The organism is Hufsiella arboris, assembly GCF_009834875.1.
GTDB classification, from domain to species: domain Bacteria; phylum Bacteroidota; class Bacteroidia; order Sphingobacteriales; family Sphingobacteriaceae; genus Hufsiella_A; species Hufsiella_A arboris.
The window spans coordinates 96077-112559 of sequence record NZ_WVHT01000005.1 but is presented as its reverse complement, the minus strand read 5'-3'; the positions used below and the strand labels follow the sequence as shown (position 1 = coordinate 112559).

Genomic DNA, 16483 nt, shown 5'->3' with positions numbered 1-16483 from the left:
TGCGGTTATTGCTGGCGGCTACCTTGAAGCGGCGCCCGTTGTAGCTACCAGCGACTCAATTTTTTTAAGCATTGACATAAATTCCTGCCGGTCATACAAGCGGGTGAGATAAGCTATCTTGCCGTCCCTATCGATTACAACATTCCGTGTGACACCACTTTTTTTATCGGCGAAGCGTCCAAATATCTCTGCGCCGGGATCAAGTGCTAAGGGATAACTGATGTTCATACTCTTTTGAAAGTTGATTACTTTTTCAAGCGGTTCGTCCCTGTCGACGCCAATCAAAACAAGTCCTTTATTTTTATAGGCTTGCCAAACTTCTTTTTCAAGATGCGGCATTTCTTCGCGGCAAACGCTGCACCAGCTGGCTGTAAATTGCAACACCACCACCTTTCCGCGTAGTTTACTTAAAGATGTCTCAGTGCCATCTGCCAACCGAAGAGTGAAATCAGCCGGAGCGACATCACCCGTCTTAACTAAGTAGCCACGATCATCAGTCGCTGAATTAGATGTATTTAAGCCTTGCGCCTTCGTTAGAAAGGACATTAATAATAATGACGCAATACCCAGCAGACGAAAGCTGCCCCTGATTTTATTTATCATTTGCATTAGACTTTAATTAAACCGTAAATCAATTAGTGAAAGAAAGAGGTATCATATCCCGGAGCTCCGTTCAATGCAAATCTTCTGCATTATCTTCTCTGTCATTTAACAGATAGGAATTAGCACCGTTACGCTGGAGGCGCAGGTTGCTAAGACGTCATCGGGCCTTTCCCTCAGTCTTTCTTGATAATTGAATAAGAACGATTATGCGGCAAAGATAAATTAAATCTACTAATTCTATAGATTATTATTTTTTATCTTACGATTATTCCTTTTTCATGATCTAATCCTGGAGATTTAAAAGCTGCCAGAAACTTAACTTCCTGCATTTCGCATTCTATATCCTTTTCCTATTTTTGGCTTTCGTAATTTTTAGAATTAAATGAATAACTGGTTCAAACGCAATGGCATTCACCTGGCCATTATTGGAATTTTTATAGTGCTGTGTGGAATTTACTTTACTCCGGCATTGCAGGGAAAATCGCTCATGCAGAGCGATGTATTGCAGGCTCAGGCCGGACAAAAGGAAATAATGGATTTCAAGGCCAAGGATGGCAAGGCACCACTTTGGACTAATTCCATGTTTGGCGGTATGCCGGCATACCAGGTTTGGGCGCAATATCCGAAAAACGTTATCACGCATGTTATTGCATTTTTAACAACTGTTTTACCTAATCCCATTTATTTAATATTCCTCTTTTTGTTAGGCGGATATTTATTGTTTTGTGTCCTTCGCATGAACCCCTGGCTGGCTGCAGCTGGCGCAATTGCTTACACTTTTTCTTCCTATAATTTTATTCTGATAGAAGCGGGACATGCTAACCAGGCGCTGGCTATGGCCTTTTTCGCTCCTATATTGGCCGGAATCTTACTAACGTTCCGCGGCAAATATCTTTTAGGCGCTGCGATTACTGCCCTGTTTCTGGCCCTTGAAGTACGGGCGAATCATATCCAGATGACTTATTATTTGTTTATTGCACTGATAATTCTGGTTGGTATTGAGCTGTACCATGCCATACGAGCAAAATCAACTTCCGGATTTTTAAAATCGGTAGGTTTTTTGGCCGCCGCAGTTATCGTAGCAGTAGGTGTTAACGCTGGTTCTCTGTGGACCACTTATGAGTATGGACAAGAATCAATCCGGGGTAAATCAAATCTGACATCAGATAAGGCCGAACCTCAAACTGGCTTAGATAAAGAATATGCTTACCAATGGAGCCAGGGTGTCGGTGAAAATATCACTTTCCTTGTTCCAAATGCTTATGGAGGATCATCAGGTTCGCAGGCGCTCGACGAAAACTCAGCCGTTGCAAAAATTGTACAGGAAAAGGGTGTTCCCGCAGATCAGGCTGCAAGCTTTGCGAAGCAAATGCCAACTTACTGGGGCGACAAGCCTTTCACTTCAGGACCTTATTACTTTGGCGCCAGTATCTGTTTTCTTTTTATCCTGGGACTTTTCATTGTTAAAGACCGCTTAAAGTGGTGGATCTTAGGAGCAACGATTTTAAGCTTGTTTCTTTCTTTCGGAAAAAATCTGCCGGTTATATCTGATTTGTTCTTTAACTACTTCCCTTTATACAATAAGTTCCGGGCGGTTGAATCCAATTTATCAATCGCAGGTTTTCTATTCCCGATTTTGGCCGTACTGGCGGTTAAGGAAATAGCCTTTCACAAACTCGATCCAAAGCAACTGCAAAAAAAGCTTTTATACTCGCTGTACATTACTGGCGGTATCCTGTTATTACTTATTGCAATTCCGGGACTATTTATGTCGTTCCGTTCAGCCAACGATGATTCATTTGTTCAAAACCAGCTCGTACAGGTAGTTGGCGACAAAGGCTTCGCTGATTCTATCATGAACGCACTGGTTAAAGACCGCGAAAGCCTGGCACGCACCGACGCTTTCAGATCACTTATTTTTGTTTTGGTAGCCGCCGGATTATTATGGGCAATGTTGAAGCAGAAGCTAAAACCAGAGTTAACGTTCATATTGCTTGCAGTAGCGGTTCTAGTTGATATGTGGGGTGTTGATCGCCGTTATCTGAATAATGCAAATTTCACCGAGAAGCAATCACTGGAGCAACTAATTCCGCAACGCGAAGTTGATCAGTTAATTCTGCGCGACCCGGCTTTGGATTACCGTGTATTAGATCTTACCAGCGGCAGCCCGTTCCAGGACGCCAAAACGTCTTACTATCACAAAAGCCTTGGAGGTTATCATGCAGCGAAATTAAAGCGTTACCAGGAAGTGCTTGACAAACAGTTCTCCAATTCCATCAACGAAGATGTTTTGGACATGCTTAACACTAAATACCTGATCACTGCAGACAATAAGGGCCAACGGATTCAGAACAGAAGTACCGCATGCGGAAATGCCTGGTTTGTCAAAAATGTGAAATTTGTAAAAAATGCGGACGAGGAAATGACGGCCATCAGCAGCTTCGATCCGCATAATGAAGCTGTAGTTGATGAAAAATTCAAATCGCTAATTGACGACAAAAAAACGGCCTTTGCAGCGACAGATCAAATTAAACTTGTTAGCTATCAACCTGACGATTTAAAATATGAATACTCGGCGGGGCATGATGTGTTAGCTGTTTTCGCGGAGATATGGTATGACAAAGGCTGGAACGCTTACGTTGATGGAGAAAAGCTCCCGCATTTCCGTGCTAACTACATCCTGCGTGCAGCTGAGTTACCTGGCGGAAATCACAAACTTGAATTTAAGTTTGAGCCGGCTTCTTATTATACAGGCGAAACGATTTCATTAATTTCTTCGATTATTTTAATCGCCGGACTCGCTTCCGCGATTTGGTTCTCAGTTAAAAAGAAAGACGAATACACACTGAAAACGGCTTAGTCAAAGTAAATAATTTTTTTAATGGCCTGGTATCGGGCCATTTTTGTTTAGGCAAAAAAACTGAAACCTCCGTTGATATCCCATGTTTTCAACGGACAACAGCTATCAGAATGAAAATTTTTCAAAACGCCTTCAGCCTCTCGAAAAGACGCGGATTTCATTTAATAACAAATGATGTATTAAGAGCATTTCCAGAAATATCATCATTAAAAAAAGGCATGCTCCAAGTTTTCATCATGCATACGTCTGCCTCACTTTGCATAAATGAAAATGCCGATTCAACTGTTCGAAAGGATTTTGAAACGTTTTTTAACAAAGCCGTACCCGAGAATGACCCGGATTATGAACATGACTATGAAGGTTCGGATGATATGCCTGCACATTTAAAAGCGGCAATTTTAGGGGCGTCGGTTATGATTCCAATTTCGAACGGAAGACTGGCATTAGGAACCTGGCAAGGAATTTACTTATGCGAACACAGGAATAACGGTGGCATACGACACCTGATACTTACGGCTTGGGGCGAATAATCTGTTCAAACAAAAGAAAAATATTTCCGTTTTAAAAGGAAAATAATTACTTTTATATATGGAATCGATCATGGCCTCTGATATTCTTGAACCGTATGTAAAACTTTATAAATCACCCGCAGCTAAGCTATCGGCCATAAAAACAGGCTTGAAATCGCGGGCAATCAGTGATTTAATTCTACTAACGGGCGCCACCCAAACAGATCTTGCAACTATCTTAGATCTTACCGAACCTACTTTACGCAAGCATATTAAAGCAGGTAAAGAGTTAAATACGGGTTTAAGTGAACATATCTTACAGTTATTCGAACTTTTTGATAAAGGCATGGACACCTTCGGATCGCTTGACGAATTCAAGAACTGGCTTCCTCAGCACAATATCGGCATCGATGCCAGGCCTATTGATCTGCTCGACACAATTACAGGTATTAGTATTGTAATGAATGAATTACTTCGTATCGATTTTGGTGTTGTTGCCTAGCCATAGATGCTTGTTTACAGAATCAGCCAAACTAAATACGCGAATAGTTTAATTGCACCCGGCATTGCAGCCCGATGGAATTCCGCCGGCCAGCGTATAATCTATACTGGCGGATCATTGGCCCTTTCATGTTTGGAAATAGTGGCTCATAAAAGCGGCGCTTCGTTACAGTCGGGAGATTTTTCCGTGGCAATTATTGAATTAGATCAAAACATAAAAATTGAGGAAATTATAGTTGAAAGCCTTATTGGACTGGACGAAAAATGGTTCCAGGTCATCAATTATCCGGTTACCCAGGCTCTTGGAGACGAATGGTTAAAATCAGGAAGTTCAGCGATTTTGAAAGTTCCGTCCGCCATTATCGACCTGGAGTTCAATTACCTCCTAAATCCGAATCACCAGGATTTTTCAAAAGTGAAAATTGTACAGGTTAACAAATTCACTTTTGATCCCCGTCTGAAAGCGAATCCATGAACAATTTATACTGCATCCTGCAACGTTGATTGAATCGGATTAATTTGTACGTTTCCCGTTCTTTTTAATACCCCCCAACCGTTTATTTCCCCTTTAATGGCTTTACGAACCGATTTAAATAATACGTAATACATCAGTTGACGCCAAATAAGCCGCTGAGGAATCATGTAGATCAGCTTTTTATAACGCTCGCCTTCAAGTTTAAACGCATACATCGCAAACGCCATATCAACCAACACGAACAGGAAGTAGTAAATGATTACCTGGCCGAAACTTGTTGTTGGCGAAAACACAGTCGCAATTGCTGTCCAGCTCATGCTTCCGGCATGAATAAGGGTTGCAAAACCACTTAAAAGTGCGATTAGCATAAACAGATCTGCCAATGGAGCAAACAGCGGTAAAATGATCTGGAAAATCAGGATGTTAGGCATCCCAACCATCCCGAAATAGCGATATTTTTTATTGAACAGAGCGTGTCTATTTTTCCAGAAGCTCTGCATTACGCCAAAACTCCACCTGAAACGTTGCTTCAGGAACATATTTAACGTTTCCGGCGCTTCAGTATAAGCCACTGCTTTCGAACAATTTTTAACGATATGACCGGCTTTAAGGATTCGCATAGTCAGGTCACAATCTTCAGCCAGTGTATCACTTGTAAAACCTCCAACCTGCTGAATAACGTCTTTCCTGAACGCTCCGATTGCGCCCGGCACAACGGTGATACTATTAATCAAATCAAACGCGCGCCGGTCCATATTTTGGCTGGTGATATATTCGATCGATTGCCATTTGGTCAGATAGTTTGTCTCATTGCCCACTTTTACCGTGCCGGCAACGGCAGCAACATCCTTATTAGCAAAGCAGTTCATCATGTGCATAACTGAATCTGGGTGCAGTTGTGTATCCGCGTCAATACACACTACAAATGGATAGTTAGCAAGCTCGATACCGTAATTCAGCGCAGACGCCTTACCTCCGTTCGGTTTGGTAAATACCCTGACTTTTGAATTATTGGCAAAAGTTCGCGACACTATATTGAAGGTTTCGTCTTTTGAGCCATCATCAACAAAAATCAGTTCGTATGATGAGTAATTCAGCTTTAGTAAGCTATCTATCGTATTCACTGCAGTAATCTCTTCGTTATACGCAGGTATAATGATGCTTACCTGTGGTAAGGGCTGATAAACCAGTAGTTCGTTTGCTTTCTCCTGTTTATATGCTTTCCTTGCCAGGAAAATGATTACGGAAATTCTACCCAACGCCAGCAGAATAGCAGTGGTAAAAATGTAATACAAAAACTTATTTCCGTAAAAAAGAGCTTCTACAAACAGCCGATTTGCATTACCCATAAACCCGGAATCAGCATCATCTGTGATCGGCGGCATTACAGCATCTTTTGATTTGCCAAGGATATTTACAACAGTTGTAAACTGGTATCCCTGCGATTTGAAATAGTGTATAATTCTTGGTAACGCCGCTATAGTGGCTGTCCTGTCTCCGCCTGCGTCGTGAAGCAAAATCATGCTTCCGTTGTTGTGCTGGGCAATAACGCGAGCTACGATCGAATCAGCGGAAATACCGGGATACCAATCCTGCGGGTCAATAGATTCACCGACATTGATATAGTTTTCCTTTTTACTTTGAAGGACAGGCAAAATTTCAGCTTCTGTCTGCGGCTCGGCATCAGCATTATACGGCGGCCGGAATAAAATAGTGCTTCGTCCCGTGATACATTCAATAAGCTTCCTGGTCGCGTTCAATTCAAACTGAACGCGCGTATTACTAACCTTTGAAAGATCGGGATGAAAAAAGGTGTGATTTCCAATTTCATAGCCGCGATTGTATATTTCTTTTACCAGCGGAATATTTTGCTCAGCCATCATGCCAACCATAAAAAAAGTGGCGGGCACCTTTTCTTTTTTCAGGATATCTAATATTTGTGGTGTATAGGTTGGATCCGGACCATCATCGAAAGTCAGAATCACCTTTTTATCTGCTTCACCAAATTTGTTAATAGTATATTTCGTAGGCAGCGTAACGTACTGCTGATCAGTAACCATCATAGTTTTCGGATCCAGCGTTAGCGCTAGCCTGCCATTTTTAGGCGCCGAAACCAAATCAAGAATTTCACCGTCGCCGGAATAGTCTACGCGGTTATTAAGGGTAAATCTTGTAAGCAGATCTTTATTAAATCCATTTTTCTTTAGCGATTCAAGAGATAAGTCTTTATCAAAAAATGTCCACAGGCGTGAGTCTTCCGAACCAAGTCGCCATAAGGCAACGCCCCCGGCGCCCCAATCGTCCGCCAGGCGGATCGTATTAAAATTCGTCGCAGCATCAGTAAAATAAACCGTATGCTTAGTGCCACGATTATCGGAGTAGCCGAAATGCAGATTTCCGGAATTCGAATCAAAAACAACTTTCGAGTTATGCTGCTGAGCTAAGCTGATGGCTTTCTGATAAGTTACGGAAGTACCGACGCTGTTCTCCGGCCAGTCGAAACCATAACCAGCAATAGCAAGGATCACTTTTTCACTCGGGATTTTTTTACAAATGTCATCAAGTTGCTCTTCAACCCATTTTTGATGTGAAATGTCGCCGGCATCACTTAATTCCGTATGCTGATCATAAGCCATCAAAAAAATGTAATCGTTGTAATTATTAAGCGCATCGATATTGTAATCGTCATTATCAGGCATTACATCTTGCGTTACGAGGTATCCATGAGCATGAAGCGATTCATACAACTTCTTTTGAAAAGCTATGATTGGCTCATCGCTATTCTCAATCATCTCTTCAAAATCGACATTTACGCCATCGATTTTATACTTCCGTAACTGAATAAGAAGATTATTAATGAATTCATCGGTTCGTTGCGGAGAGCTGATAATGTAATGAACTTCCTGCCCGTTCCAGTTTCCATCATCGGTTATGTTCTTCAACGAAGCGATGAGTTTCTTGTGATGGCTTTTGACCAGGTTTACTACTTCCGGATCAATTTTAACTTTAAGCGAATCTGTGCCAGGCTTCAAAAAGAAAACCTCGGGAATCACCATATCCATTTGGTTGATGTGATCGTGCAGTGATGTATATGACTGCGGATCCCAGTCGACAAAAAATCCTGCATTAATCCTGTTCCGAAGGTCAGGATGACGGCGCTGGTGTTTTAGTTTGTCCTTTTCAAGCGAAATTAGTTTTGCCTTTTCAAATTTAAACTCTTTGTATTTCGCCGATCTTTTAATCTGATCAAGCTGTTTTTTGCTGTATGAGGGAACGTGTGAAAGATCCGGAAGTTTAGGATATTGGTTGGAAAAGATGGTTAACCCCGCGCAGGTAAGCGCAACAAAAACGGCCAGGACAATTACTCTGCTGAGCCATTTAAATTTCTTCCACCGCGATGGAGATTTTGTCTGAAATATCTGATTGCCTTGCATTTTACCTAATCTTTAAGACAAAGATATCCTGGTAAAATGAAGATAAAATGAAGCTATTTACGCGGCTTTACAGGCTCGATAGCCGAAAAATCCACGCCACATTTGCAGTTTTGTCCACAGCCTTTTTTTGACTGGAGGGTTCCGTAGATCATCCTTCCGATGTAAAATACCGCTGCAAGAAAAATTAGACCAACAAGAACCAATTGAGAATTCATAATACAAATTTCCTTATTTTAACAGTCTTAAACAACACGCTTAAGTTATTGATTTGTAATTATTCAGGCATCTAAAGCTCTTAAAAGCTGATTTAAGCGAACAAGCTGTCTGTCAATAGTAAATCTCACAAATTTACCCTACCTTTGCGCCAAAATTAAAGAGGCGCATTTTCATGCAAAACATTCGTAACATTGCTATCATTGCACACGTTGACCACGGTAAAACAACCTTGGTTGACAAGATATTACACAGCTGTGCTATTTTCCGTGACAACCAGGAAACAGGTGACCTGATTCTTGACAATAACGATTTAGAGCGCGAGCGTGGTATCACCATCGTTTCTAAAAACGTATCTGTACGCTATAAAGACGTTAAAATCAACATTATTGACACACCTGGCCACGCCGACTTTGGCGGTGAGGTTGAGCGTGTATTGAAAATGGCCGATGGCGTGTTGCTGCTTTGCGATGCTTTTGAAGGCGCTATGCCCCAAACACGTTTCGTAACACAGAAAGCACTTGCTTTGGGTTTGAAACCAATTGTGGTTGTAAATAAAGTTGATAAAGAAAACTGTCGCCCTGAAGAGGTCTATGAGCAAATATTTGAATTGTTCTTTAACCTTGATGCAACAGAAGAGCAGCTTGACTTTCCTGTAATTTACGGTTCATCTAAACAAGGATGGATGAGTACTGATTACAAAGTTAAGACCGACGATATATTCCCGTTGATGGATGCAATTTTGGAAAACATTCCACCTGCGCCTATCAGTGAGGGTACCTTGCAAATGCAAATCACATCATTGGATTATTCTTCTTTCGTCGGCCGTATCGCTATCGGGCGTGTTGCACGCGGAGTAATCAAGGAAAACCAGCCGGTATCGTTAGTAAAGCGCGATGGTAAAATCCAAAAATCACGTATCAAGGAATTGTATACATTCGAAGGTTTAGGTAAAGTTAAAGTTCAGGAAGTTAAATCCGGTGATATCTGCGCTGTAGTTGGTATCGAAGGATTTGAAATCGGTGATACCATCGCAGATTTCGAAAACCCGGAACAACTGGAAGTAATCCACATTGATGAGCCGACGATGAACATGTTGTTTACTATTAACAACTCACCGTTCTTCGGAAAAGAAGGAAAGTTCGTTACCTCGCAGCGTTTGAGAGAGCGTTTGTACAAGGAAATGGAAAAAAACCTGGCGCTGAAGGTTGTAGAAACAGATTCTCCGGATTCTTACTTGGTTTATGGCCGCGGTATTCTTCACTTGTCTGTATTGATCGAAACGATGCGTCGTGAAGGTTATGAATTACAGGTAGGCCAGCCGCAAGTTATCGTTAAGGAAATCGACGGCCGCAAAAATGAGCCGATTGAGACACTTATTGTTGACGTACCGGGTGAAGTTGCCGGAAAGGTAATTGAGTTGGTAACTCAACGCAAAGGTGAGTTATTGATCATGGAACCAAAAGGCGATTTACAGCATTTGGAATTTGAAATTCCTTCCCGCGGTATCATCGGCTTACGTAACAACGTTTTAACTGCAACTGCTGGTGAAGCAATTATGGCTCACCGTTTCAAATCATACGAACCATGGAAAGGCACTATTCCAGGCCGTTCAAATGGAGTATTAGTTTCAATGGAAAAGGGCAGCACAACAGCTTATTCTATTGATAAGTTACAAGACAGAGGCCGTTTCTTCGTTGATCCGGGCGTTGATGTTTACGAAGGACAGATCATGGGTGAGCACATTCGTGATAACGATTTAGTCGTAAACCTTGTTAAAGGAAAAGCATTGACAAACATGCGCGCATCAGGAACAGATGACAATACACGTATCGCCCCAGCAATTAAATTCTCATTGGAAGAAGCGATGGAATACATCCAGGCTGACGAGTATATCGAGGTAACTCCGGCAAGCATGCGTTTACGTAAAATTTATCTGACTGAAAACGAGCGTAAGATAAATGCGAAGAAGTTCCAGTCGTAATGATTAAAATCTTTAAATAAAAAGGGTTTAGCGTTAATACGCTGAACCCTTTTTATTTTTCATCCAGGCATGACAACATTATCCAATGTAAACCTTGCTTCGCCTATTTAATCTATAATTTTTACAGGAGACCTAATAGCCTATAACCTGATCCTGCATTATTTTAACGTTTGACTTTCAGAACTGGCAGATACTTATTAATAAGCACATTAACGTCTTCAGAAAGGTTTAGATAATAAGTGCCTAATCCAAAAGCGAATGTTATAAATAAGCTTCTTACAATTCCGTCCGCAATAAAATTGCTTATTACCGGGATGATCCACTCTGAGATGAAATAAATAATCACTCCTAAAACCAATATTAATAAGCTTTTATAATTGAATGGCTGCATTTTGAAAGCTATCCAGATGAATATAAATCTGAAAAGATTAAAGATTAAAAACGTTAAGGTTGACGCCAGCGCCCCACCATTTAAACCATAAATCGGGATAAGCCACAAATTTGCGCCGATAGTTATACCAACAAGCAGAAAGTTAAAAAGAGAATCGTATTTAAAATACTTCGATGTGGCCAGAATAACCCCGTTAACACCGGTCGCCGAATCAATTAAAAATCCGAGGCTAACAAAGAAAATTACGTACTCACCATCTTTATATTCCGGCGGCAGTAACTTGAATATGTTGCCGACATTTGCCCAAATTATAATAAAAATAAACAAGGCGCTTAAAAGCTGATTAATGCAACTTTTCCTGTAAACGGTAATTATATTTTGCATGTCGTTTGATTTCCACGATTCCGCGATAACCGTGTACGCAATGCTATATAGCGACCTTGATGGAAGCGATATTACTGTAGCAAAGAAAAATGCAATTGAGTAAATGCCAGCAGCGCTCAACCCTATTTTTTTGTAGATATAATAGGTGTCGATATTTTGAATGATCAACGGAGCTGCACCGGTCAAAATGGTGAAAAAACAAATTGTTAACAGCTTTGATGATATCGTGCGGTCAAGAAATTGAAAATCGGGCTTAAAGTGAAATTGATTATCTTTTATAAGTCGCGACACCATAAAAATAATCGGGAATATATTGGCAATCAGCCACATCACCATAAATGAACCGAAGCCTATTAAATTGAAATATATTAGCAAAAAGGCAATCAGAATAAATATTCTTTTGACAAATTCTTTAAGTATCAGCCCCGTTGTTATGTTATATAATAACCGGGCGTAAAGATCAAATACATTAAAAAAGAGCGTAAAAAATGTAAGCGGAATTATATACCAATAGTATTTTACAAGAAGCTTAGATTTTTCAGCACCGTAACCAATCAATTGGTCTTTAAAAACAAAAGCCAGAATTGTAAACAGAATCATTCCGATAAGTGAAATAACGCAGGCAAGAAATAAATAGCCGTGATGCTTTTTTTCTTCGTTTCTGAAATAAGGGAAATATCTGGCAGTTCCGTTAAATCCTAATATCGAGAACTGCGCAAACAGTAAAGTGCCAGATGTAAGCAATCCTAAAAGACCAACTTCCGACGGGTCTAATGCGTGCGGTTGTATAATACTTGTCGTTATAAAGCCAATTAAAATACCGAGATAGGAATAAATTGTACCTTTTATAGTTTGTTTAATTATTATTCCCATTCAATTAGCTGCGGCTTGTTTTACCGGCAAAATTATACTTTTGAAAAACATGTTAAATATAAAACATAATGTTAGTGTGTTAACCGTTACTTACGGAAATCGATGGTTGTTTTTAGAGCAGGTGATCAATCGGCTATTAAGCTTTCCGCAAGTGAGCAAAATTGTAATAGTTAATAACGCGTCGGAATATGATGTTGAAATGAAGGTCAATGAATTAGCTCATGACAGGGCTGTAGTATTGAATAATGCCGAAAACTTAGGATCTGCAGGCGGTTATCGGCAAGCAATTGAATATGCTCATCGATCTACCGGAAACGAATTTCTCTGGCTCCTGGACGATGACAATCGGCCCGAAGAAAACGTGCTTGAAAAATTACTTTTACAATGGAGAAACATCCAAACTGCCGATAATAAAAAAGCTCTGTTCTGCCTGCGCGACGACCGTGCAGCTCATCTGAAAATTGCCGCCGGGGAAACCCCGTATCGATATTACCTTGTCCCTAACAACTTTTTAGGTTTCAGCGTTTCGTCTATCGCCAAAAATCAATTATACAAGCTCAGAGATAAATTTGACTCACAATTACCGTTTAAAGAAAGAGTTTCCATTCCCTATGTGCCGTACGGCGGATTATTCTTTCACAAATCAATGGTCGATTTAATCGGCTTGCCAGATGAACGATTCTTTTTATATGTCGACGATTCGGAATACAGCTACCGTATTACGCAAAGCGATGGTACCATCTGGCTTATTCCATCCTGCAAAGTTGATGATATTGACAAGTCGCAGGGGATTGGCTACAAGAAACAACTATTCCATTCGCAATTGCTGGACCAATGGAGCTTCAGAACATATTATGCTATTCGCAACCGCCTTTATTTCTATCAAAGCGTTGCTGTAAAAAACAAGACTATATTTAATATTAATAAAGGCTTGTATTTATTTTACTTAAAGATCATAAGTTTGCTGAGCGGAAAGTCAGCCGAATACAAGAAATTGCTTACGGCTGTTGACGATGGCATAAACGGAAACTTAGGGAAAGCAACTCCAAATAAATTTTAATGAGTGAATTGAAAAGATATGACATGATACAAGCCTGTATCGATGTAGTTAAGAAAAAAAAGACAACGGTTAATTACTTTGAAATCGGCGTTCAAACCGGATTTTGCCTTTTCAAAATAAAAGCAGATAAAAAAATCGCGATCGACCCTCGTTTCATTATTAAGCCCACAAAAAAGATAAAAGCTTACTTCCGTAACTTTTCCAATTTCAATAACGAGTATTTTGAGCTTACCAGCGATGACTTTTTCGCTCAAAAAAAAGACTATATAAAATCAATCGGCGGCATCGATGTTATTTTTATTGATGGATTACATTTATACGAACAGGTTTTAACAGACATAACCAATGCCTTACAATACCTGAATGATGGTGGCGTTATTTTGGTTCATGATTGCAATCCCCTATCTGAAGCGGCGGCAGTACGAGCTTATACGTCAGAAGAAGCCAGGGCGTTAAATATTCCTGGTTGGGCAAATATCTGGAATGGCGATGTTTGGAAGGCGATTGTGCAATTGCGATCAGAAAGGGAAGACCTGGACATCAGCGTAATAAATTCAGATCACGGTGTCGGTATTATTCAAAAGACACCTGCTGAAAATAAATTGTCAAAACAATTGGACATGCAGACTCTTACCTATAAGGATTTGGATGAAAATCGAATGGAGTTCCTTAATCTGAAAGATCCATTATATTTCAATCAATTTATCAGCGAACTGAAAGCAAAAAACTAGCCTGGTTTTAATAAAACAAACTCCCCATGCAGTCGGATATTGACAGTAATATTAAAACCGCCTACGACGGATTTTACGAAAACCATGATGATGCCTGGCGTATGCTTGGCGCACGTTACAAAGCACAAAATATTGCCGATGTATGTAAAGGCCGCGAGTTCAAAAAAATACTCGAGGTAGGTGCCGGCGATGGAAGCATTCTATTTTTTCTTGGCAAATGGAATTTTGCGCCAGAAATGCACGCCCTTGAACTTTCCAAAAGCGGCGTAGAGCAAATTAAATCACGAAACATAGCGAAATTACACTCTGTTCAAGAATTTGATGGTTATCATATTCCTTTCGGCGACGATGAATTTGACCTGGTAATCTTATCGCATGTTTTAGAACACGTTGAGTTTGAACGAATATTGTTGCGCGAATTGAAACGGGTTTCAAAATACCAGGTTATTGAAGTACCCCGCGATTATAAATTCGGAATGGATAAAAAAACAAAACATTTTCTGAATTATGGTCACATAAATATGTACACACCATCATCCTTGCGCTTTCTTTTAAAAACAGAAGGTTTGGAAATTTTAAGTGACAAAATATCGATGATTGCGCCCGAAGTAACAAAGTTCAACACCTTTGTTAATCAGAAAAAAAAGAAATCAGCGTTTAAGTCGTTTAAAATAGATCTGGAATTTGGAGTAAAAAAGCTTCTTTCGAATATCGCAGGGCAAAAAAAGAAAGAAGAATTTGCCAATGCATACACCGTTCTGACTCATAAAACATCCACTTTAAAAATATTCTAAAAATGCAGCATTTCGCTCCTGTTGCACTCTTTGTATATAATCGTCCGGATCATACCCGCCGTACTATTAAATTCTTACAGCAAAATCTGCTGGCGGATGAAACGCGCCTCTTTATTTTTTCTGATGGGCCAAAATCTCAAAACGATGAACGCAGCGTTGCTGAAGTTCGCGAGATTATTGACAGCGTTTCAGGTTTTAAGTCCGTAGAAATTTTCAAGCGAAAAGAAAACGCAGGGCTTGCCGAATCGATCATTGAGGGTGTTTCGCAACTTGTGCAAGAGTATGGACAAGTGATTGTTTTTGAAGACGATCTTATCTCATCGCCGTATACGCTGCAGTATTTTAATGATTCCTTAAAGCGATACAAAGACGATGAACAAGTGATGCACATAGGTGCCTACATGTATCCGCTCAAAGCGCCGAATCTTCCCCAAACTTTTTTCTATCGTGCCGCTACCAGCTGGGGCTGGGCTACGTGGAAAAGGGCATGGAACAACTTTGAGCCAGATGTCGACAAGCTGATGTCCAAATTTGACAAGGAAAAAATCAACCGGTTTTCGATAGACGGTAAAATGAATTTCTGGAAGCAGATGAAGGAATTTAAAAATGGCAAAAATAATTCGTGGGCAATTCGCTGGTATGCTTCTATTTTCCTGAAAAATGGGCTTACTCTTAATCCTTCGAAATCATTAATACAAAATATCGGCCATGACGGCACCGGCGTGCATTCCAATAATGAGGATATCTACAACGTAATCCTGAACCGTTACCCTATTACTGAGTTTCCGTCACAGGTCTCAGAAAATTTTGCAGCGTATTACGCAATAAGAGATTTTCTGGCAAAACGAAAAGGCAATATCCTGCAACGACTGGTACGATTTGTTGCAAAAAAGATCAGATAGGTTTTTTAGCTGTCATAACGATATAAGGCGATAATTCTAACGACTCAAATCTGAACATTTTCGTCGGAATTTTCCCTGCAAGCCATAAAGCTTTGATAAAGGCTTTCGTTAACAGGCTTTTTTCTCTCCAGTTTTCCAGCCATATACTGAAACCCCCATGATAGTAAATATCAATATCATGCAATCTCAGACTAACCGCTGCCTGCACAAGATTTGAGATATCCATCGCTTCGACATTGTGTCTTTGATAATTTTCCTTATCGAACGTCCGCTGCACCCAACCGTTCACTCCTAAAAAATTAGGGAGCGTTATAAACAGTGTTCCGCCAGGCTTTAAATATTTCAAGTGCCTGGAAATGATATCGGTTGTATCTTCAAAATGTTCGATCAGACCGCATGAAAGAACCAGATCAAATTGACGTTCCGGTACCGCGGAAAACAAATCAGCTTCAATAACATCGATGTCATTGCGTCGCAAACCGTTCACCTCAAGCACTTCTTTAACAATTTCCGGATGGATATAATAATCTAGCAGCGAAGTGTCGACAGACAAGTATTTCTTTAGATAAATAGCATAATAACCCGGAAAACCGCCAATTTCAATAGCTGATTTAATGTTATCGTCTTTTACGATTTGCTTGAGTTGCTTATGAAAAGTGTAATTTTCAGGAACCTTAAAAGCCAATCCTTTTTTAGATTCCCAATATTCTTTCCAGAACGTTAGATCAGTTAATTCGTTATTCATGCCTTACAAAGAAAATAAAAAGAA

14 protein-coding genes and 1 riboswitch are annotated in these 16483 nt (G+C 40.2%); of the genes, 9 read left to right on the top strand and 5 right to left on the bottom strand.

Annotated features, from left to right (window positions below; genetic code table 11):
• Positions 1–18 precede the first annotated feature (18 nt).
• Complete coding sequence (locus tag GS399_RS11850; protein ID WP_237487933.1) at positions 19–603, bottom strand: TlpA disulfide reductase family protein; 585 nt, start codon at positions 601–603, stop codon at positions 19–21.
• 86 nt (positions 604–689) lie between these two features.
• Positions 690–796, bottom strand: a riboswitch (SAM riboswitch).
• Positions 797–985: 189 nt separating this feature from the next.
• Here GS399_RS11850 and GS399_RS11845 point away from each other — a divergent pair.
• The 4 genes from GS399_RS11845 (at position 986) to GS399_RS11830 (ending at position 4948) form a co-directional block, all read left to right on the top strand.
• Positions 986–3463 (top strand): YfhO family protein, encoded by a 2478-nt coding sequence (locus GS399_RS11845; protein WP_160844852.1) that lies wholly within the window; start codon positions 986–988, stop codon positions 3461–3463.
• Between the two features lie 110 nt (positions 3464–3573).
• Positions 3574–3993 (top strand): secondary thiamine-phosphate synthase enzyme YjbQ, encoded by a 420-nt coding sequence (locus tag GS399_RS11840; RefSeq protein WP_160844851.1) that lies wholly within the window; start codon positions 3574–3576, stop codon positions 3991–3993.
• 58 nt (positions 3994–4051) lie between these two features.
• On the top strand, positions 4052–4474 hold the full coding sequence (locus tag GS399_RS11835) for an Xre family toxin-antitoxin system antitoxin (RefSeq protein WP_160844850.1): 423 nt from the start codon (positions 4052–4054) through the stop codon (positions 4472–4474).
• Positions 4475–4480: 6 nt separating this feature from the next.
• A complete protein-coding gene (locus GS399_RS11830) occupies positions 4481–4948 on the top strand; it encodes an RES family NAD+ phosphorylase (RefSeq protein WP_160844849.1) in 468 nt (155 codons plus the stop codon).
• Between the two features lie 5 nt (positions 4949–4953).
• Here the strand turns inward: GS399_RS11830 and GS399_RS11825 are convergent, their stop codons facing one another.
• Together GS399_RS11825 and GS399_RS11820 are read right to left on the bottom strand one after the other, a co-directional pair.
• A complete protein-coding gene (locus GS399_RS11825) occupies positions 4954–8382 on the bottom strand; it encodes a trifunctional glycoside hydrolase family 18/polysaccharide deacetylase/glycosyltransferase family 2 protein (RefSeq protein ID WP_160844848.1) in 3429 nt (1142 codons plus the stop codon).
• A 53-nt stretch (positions 8383–8435) separates the two neighbouring features.
• Positions 8436–8597, bottom strand: a complete 162-nt coding sequence (locus GS399_RS11820; RefSeq protein ID WP_160844847.1) for a FeoB-associated Cys-rich membrane protein — start codon at positions 8595–8597, stop codon at positions 8436–8438.
• A 173-nt stretch (positions 8598–8770) separates the two neighbouring features.
• Here GS399_RS11820 and typA point away from each other — a divergent pair, with 173 nt between their 5' ends.
• Complete coding sequence (gene typA, locus GS399_RS11815; protein ID WP_160844846.1) at positions 8771–10579, top strand: translational GTPase TypA; 1809 nt, start codon at positions 8771–8773, stop codon at positions 10577–10579.
• 163 nt (positions 10580–10742) lie between these two features.
• Here the strand turns inward: typA and GS399_RS11810 are convergent, their stop codons facing one another.
• Positions 10743–12227, bottom strand: coding sequence for a lipopolysaccharide biosynthesis protein (locus GS399_RS11810; protein WP_160844845.1), 1485 nt, complete (start codon positions 12225–12227; stop codon positions 10743–10745).
• Positions 12228–12276: 49 nt separating this feature from the next.
• Between GS399_RS11810 and GS399_RS11805 the strand changes: the two genes are divergently transcribed.
• From GS399_RS11805 to GS399_RS11790, 4 genes are read left to right on the top strand one after another with little or no spacing between them, the layout of a single operon-like run.
• Complete coding sequence (locus tag GS399_RS11805) at positions 12277–13287, top strand: glycosyltransferase (RefSeq protein WP_160844844.1); 1011 nt, start codon at positions 12277–12279, stop codon at positions 13285–13287.
• Complete coding sequence (locus GS399_RS11800) at positions 13287–14018, top strand: class I SAM-dependent methyltransferase (RefSeq protein WP_160844843.1); 732 nt, start codon at positions 13287–13289, stop codon at positions 14016–14018. Before GS399_RS11805 ends, GS399_RS11800 begins: the two co-directional genes overlap by 1 nt.
• A gap of 26 nt (positions 14019–14044) precedes the next feature.
• Positions 14045–14812: a class I SAM-dependent methyltransferase gene (locus GS399_RS11795; protein WP_160844842.1), complete on the top strand. Its 768-nt coding sequence runs from the start codon at positions 14045–14047 to the stop codon at positions 14810–14812.
• Between the two features lie 2 nt (positions 14813–14814).
• On the top strand, positions 14815–15714 hold the full coding sequence (locus tag GS399_RS11790; protein WP_160844841.1) for a glycosyltransferase family protein: 900 nt from the start codon (positions 14815–14817) through the stop codon (positions 15712–15714).
• On the opposite strand, the gene GS399_RS11785 is transcribed toward GS399_RS11790, so the two are convergent.
• Positions 15707–16459 (bottom strand): class I SAM-dependent methyltransferase, encoded by a 753-nt coding sequence (locus tag GS399_RS11785; RefSeq protein WP_160844840.1) that lies wholly within the window; start codon positions 16457–16459, stop codon positions 15707–15709. The genes GS399_RS11790 and GS399_RS11785 overlap by 8 nt on opposite strands.
• Between the last annotated feature and the right edge of the window lie 24 nt (positions 16460–16483).